The sequence below is a fragment of the Geodermatophilus sp. SYSU D00705 genome (assembly GCF_054050135.1).
Genome location: NZ_JBJGYT010000071.1, coordinates 1 through 4,779, shown reverse-complemented (window position 1 = coordinate 4,779; position 4,779 = coordinate 1). Strand labels below are relative to the sequence as shown.

4 protein-coding genes are annotated in these 4,779 nt (G+C 71.0%); all 4 read left to right on the top strand.

Features of this window, described 5'->3' with window-relative positions; all coding sequences use genetic code 11:
• Nucleotides 1-298 precede the first annotated feature (298 nt).
• The 4 genes from ctaE (at nucleotide 299) to qcrB (ending at nucleotide 4,658) form a co-directional block, all read left to right on the top strand.
• Nucleotides 299-913, top strand: coding sequence for an aa3-type cytochrome oxidase subunit III (gene ctaE, locus ACI78Q_RS23580; protein ID WP_456925913.1), 615 nt, complete (start codon nucleotides 299-301; stop codon nucleotides 911-913).
• Nucleotides 914-920: 7 nt separating this feature from the next.
• Nucleotides 921-1,808: a cytochrome bc1 complex diheme cytochrome c subunit gene (qcrC, locus tag ACI78Q_RS23575; protein WP_456925911.1), complete on the top strand. Its 888-nt coding sequence runs from the start codon at nucleotides 921-923 to the stop codon at nucleotides 1,806-1,808.
• A 73-nt stretch (nucleotides 1,809-1,881) separates the two neighbouring features.
• Nucleotides 1,882-2,994, top strand: a complete 1,113-nt coding sequence (gene qcrA / locus ACI78Q_RS23570; RefSeq protein ID WP_456925909.1) for a cytochrome bc1 complex Rieske iron-sulfur subunit — start codon at nucleotides 1,882-1,884, stop codon at nucleotides 2,992-2,994.
• Nucleotides 2,994-4,658 carry a cytochrome bc1 complex cytochrome b subunit gene (gene qcrB / locus ACI78Q_RS23565; protein ID WP_456925908.1) on the top strand — a complete coding sequence of 555 codons (1,665 nt, stop codon included), beginning with the start codon at nucleotides 2,994-2,996 and terminating at the stop codon, nucleotides 4,656-4,658. The genes qcrA and qcrB overlap by 1 nt, the downstream gene beginning before the upstream one ends.
• The last annotated feature ends 121 nt before the right edge of the window (nucleotides 4,659-4,779 follow it).

The window sequence follows — 4,779 nt, the reverse complement described above, 5'->3', positions numbered from 1 at the left end:
CGGCGTGGCGCAGCCAGTCCTCCGCGCACGAGCCGGCCAAGTCCTCGGCCCCGGCCCCCCCCCCCCCCACCCCCCCGCCCCGCCGCCCCCCCCACGCCGCCGCCACCGGCCGCCCCCACCACGGGCCGGGAGCTGTAGACCAGGACGGTTGCCGGCGCATCGGTCACCCGGCGGAGCCTAGTGCCCGGAGCGTCCCCTACCGGGGACGCCCGTCCCCAGGTATCGGGGAGGTCACGGCACCGCCACGCCCGCCCACCCGCGGTCGTGGCCCTGCCGGGACCGATGCCATGATGACCACGTGACAACGGCTCCCGTCGCGAGCGGCACCTTCGACACCTCCCGGGTGCACTCCCTGACCCGACCCAACATGGTCAGCGTCGGCACGATCATCTGGCTCTCCAGCGAGCTGATGTTCTTCGCCGGGTTGTTCGCCATGTACTTCACCGCGCGGGCTCGTGCCACCGAGGGGTGGCCGCCCGAGCCGACCGAGCTGAACCTGCCCTACGCGTTGATCTTCACGATCATCCTGGTGGCCTCCTCGGTCACCTGCCAGCTCGGCGTGTTCGCTGCGGAGCAGGGGAACGTCTACGGCCTGCGGCGCTGGTTCACGATCACCTTCGCCATGGGCCTGGTCTTCGTGCTCGCCCAGGCGAACGAGTACCGCGTGCTCGTCACCGAGCACGGCACGTCGATCTCCAGCTCCACGTACGGCTCGGTCTTCTACCTGACCACCGGCTTCCACGCGCTGCACGTGATCGGGGGTCTCGTCGCCTTCGTCTACCTGCTCATCCGGTCCACCATGGGCCGTTTCACGCCGGCACAGGCGACCGCGGCCATCGTGGTCTCCTACTACTGGCACTTCGTCGACGTCGTGTGGGTCGGGCTCTTCGCCACGATCTACCTGATCCGCTAGGGAACCGGTGTCCACCACGAACCCGCAGTCCGACGCCCTGCCCGACGACGTGCCGCCGCGCGGCCGCGCCCGTTGGTCCCGCCGTCCGGCCGAGGGCGGCCCCGCCACCGCGGCCCGCGCCCGTCGCCGCTCCAAGCACCGCCGCCGGGTGGTCAACGTGGCCGGCCTCATGGCTGCCCTCGTGCTCACCGGCACCCTGTACTCGGCCCTGTCACCGGCCTACGCGACCGACGAGGACGCGACGAGCGAGTCCTCCGCCGAGGCCGCCGGCCGCGAGTTGTACGAGCGCAGCTGCATCACCTGCCACGGCGAGAACCTCGAGGGCGTCCCCGCCCGCGGTCCCTCGCTGATCGGCGTCGGCGAGGCGGCCGTCTACTTCCAGGTGCACACCGGCCGCATGCCGCTGGTGCGTCAGGAGGCCGACGCCCCCGACAAGCCGGCCGTCTTCACCGACGAGGAGATCGACCAGCTGATGGCCTACGTCCAGGCCAACGGCGGCGGCCCGACGCTCCCCTCCGGCGACCTGCGCGACGGCGACCTCGCCCTCGGCGGCGAGCTGTTCCGGCTCAACTGCGCCTCCTGCCACAACTTCGTGGGCCAGGGCGGCGCCCTCTCCTCCGGCAAGGCGGCGCCGAGCCTCGAGGAGTCCAGCGACCTGGAGATCTACACCGCGATGCTGAGCGGGCCGGAGAACATGCCGGTCTTCGGGGACAACCAGCTCACCCCCGACGAGAAGCGCGCGATCATCAACTACGTCCAGACGATCGACAACCAGGCCGACCCGGGCGGTGCCGGCGTGGGCCGCATGGGTCCGGTCGCCGAGGGCCTGGTCATCTGGGTCGTGGGCATGGGCGTGCTGCTGTTCGGGATCTTCTGGATGGGGAGCAAGGCGTGAGCACGCACACCGGCTCCGCACCGGACACTTCGGCCCAGCGACCGCTGACCGCGTGGGTCAGCGAGGAGGAAGCGTGAGTACGCGCGACAGCCGCCCCGGTTCCACCGGCGGCGCAGACGTCGCCGGGCCGCTGCACGGCGGTCCGGACGACGACTACACCCCTGAGCAACTGGCGGCGATGCCCCGCGAGGAGCTCGACCGCCTGGGCGCCCGGTACGACGGGGTCGAGGTGCTCCACGTCGACCCCGGCCCCGAACCCGGGTCGCGGCTGGAGCGGCGCGCCGTCCGCCAGGTGGGGCTGACCTTCGCCCTCGCCGGCGTGGCCGCCTTCGGCTTCGTCGTCGTCTACGTCGGATCCGGCTGGTTCCTGCCGGACTGGCAGTGGGAGATCTCCGAGTCCGGCTGGAGCGCGCTGTTCACGCCGCTGATCGGCGCGCTCTTCGGCCTGGCCATGATCCTGGTCGGTGTGGGCCTGGTGCTCTACACCAAGAAGCTGCTGCCGCACGAGACGGCGGTGCAGGACAAGCACGACGGGTCGCACTTCGACCGGGTCACCACCGGCGCCACGCTCGTCGGCGGCCTGCACAACAGTGGTCTGGCCCGCCGCAAGCTGCTGTCCCGCTCGATGCTGTTCATGGGCGGCGGCCTCGGGCTCATGCTGATCCTGCCGCTGGGCGGTCTGATCAAGGACCCGAACAAGGGCAATCCGCTCGGCAGGACGAGCTGGGCCAACGGCGTGCGCCTGGTCCGCGACGACGGCACCCCGATCCGCCCCGGTGACCAGGAGCCCGGCTCGATCGAGACCGTCTTCCCGGCCGTCCCGGGCGGCAACCGCGAGTCCGACGCCGCCACCATGCTCTTCCGGCTGCGCCCGGAGCAGGTGGAGGTCGACAAGCCGCGCCCCGGCCAGGACGACTTCAGCTACGGCGACTACGTGGCCTACTCCAAGATCTGCACGCACGCCGGCTGCCCGGTGTCGCTGTACGAGCAGGAGACCAGCCGGATCCTGTGCCCCTGCCACCAGTCGCAGTTCGACATCACGCAGGGCGCCAAGCCGGTGTTCGGCCCGGCCACCCGGCCGCTGCCGCAGCTGCCGATCACGGTCGACGACGAGGGCTACTTCGTGGCCCGCAGTGACTACATTGAGGCCGTAGGCCCCACTTACTGGAACCGGGAGCGCATCTGATGGCTCGCACCGCCACGGCGCCGGGTGTCCCGACCACGCGACTGGGCAAGATCGGCTATGAGGTCGACGACCGTCTGATCGTCGCCGGCCCGCTGCGCCGCACGCTGAACAAGGTCTTCCCGGACCACTGGTCGTTCCTGCTCGGCGAGATCGCGCTCTACTCCTTCATCGTCCTGCTCCTGTCGGGCACGTACCTGACGTTCTTCTTCGACGCCTCCATGCGCGAGGTCGTCTACGAGGGCACGTACGCACCGCTGCGCGGCGTGGAGATGTCGGCGGCCTACGACTCGACGCTGAACCTGTCGTTCGACGTCCGCGGCGGCCTGTTCATGCGGCAGATCCACCACTGGGCGGCACTGCTGTTCGTCGCCTCGATCGTGGTGCACCTGCTCCGCATCTTCTTCACCGGCGCCTTCCGCCGGCCGCGCGAGACCAACTGGATCATCGGCGTGGTCATGCTGGTGCTGGCACTGCTCATGGGCGTGACCGGCTACTCGCTCCCCGACGACCTGCTGTCGGGCACCGGCCTCCGCATCATCAGCGCGATCATCCTGTCGGTGCCGGTGATCGGGACGTGGGCCCACTTCGCGGTCTTCAACGGCGACTTCGTCGGCGAGAACATCATCGGCCGGTTCTACATCGTCCACGTGCTGCTCATCCCGGCGATCCTGCTGGCCCTGATCGCCGTGCACCTGCTGATCCTGGTCAAGCAGAAGCACACCCAGTTCCCCGGCCCGGGGCGGACCGAGCACAACGTGGTCGGCAACCGGCTCTTCCCGACCTTCGCGGGCAAGGCGACCGGCCTGCTCTTCATCGTGTTCGGCGTCTGCGCCGCGCTCGGTGGCCTGGTGCAGATCAACCCGGTGTGGCTGTGGGGCCCGTACAACCCGGCCCAGGTCTCCGCGGCCTCCCAGCCGGACTGGTACATCGGCTTCCTCGACGGGTCGACCCGCCTCTTCCCGGCCTGGGACATCAACCTGCCCGGCGACTACCAGATCCCGGCGCTGTTCTGGCCGACGGTCGTGATCGCCGGCCTGATGTTCACGGTGCTCGCCCTGTACCCGATGATCGAGCGGAAGCTCACCCGGGACACCGCGTCCCACCACCTGCTGCAGCGTCCCCGCGACGTGCCGGTGCGCACGTCGCTGGGCATGATGGGGCTGACGTTCTACATCTGGCTCATGATGTCCGGCGGCAACGACGTCATCGCCGACAAGTTCGACATCAGCTTGAACGCGATGACCTGGGTCGGCCGTATCGGCGTCATCATCCTGCCGCCGATCGTGTACGTGATCACGTACCGCATCTGCCTCGGCCTGCAGCAGCACGACCGCCAGGTGCTCGAGCACGGCATCGAGACGGGTGTCATCCGCCGTCTGCCCAGCGGCGAGTTCATCGAGGTCCACCAGCCCCTCGGCCCGGTGGACGAGCACGGCCACGGTGCGCTCGCCTACGGCGGCGCCCCGGTGCCCAAGCGGATGAACCACGTGGGCGGCGCCCGCCGCGCCATCCGCGGCTTCTTCACCCCCGTCGAGGAGCCGGCGCAGGTGGAGCTCGAGCAGCGGCACGAGGACCACGGTCAGGCCGCCGCCGCCGCGGACCGCGAGCTCACCACCTCTGGCCGCCCGGTCGACGGCGGCCGGCCGCAGGAGCCGCGCGACTGATCGACCGCAGTACGAGTGGGGGGGGGGGGGGGGGGGGGGGGGGGGGGGGGGGGGGGGGGGGGGGGGGGGGGGGGGGCGGCGGGCGCGCGGGCGCGGGGGCGGGGGCGGGGGGGGGGGGGGG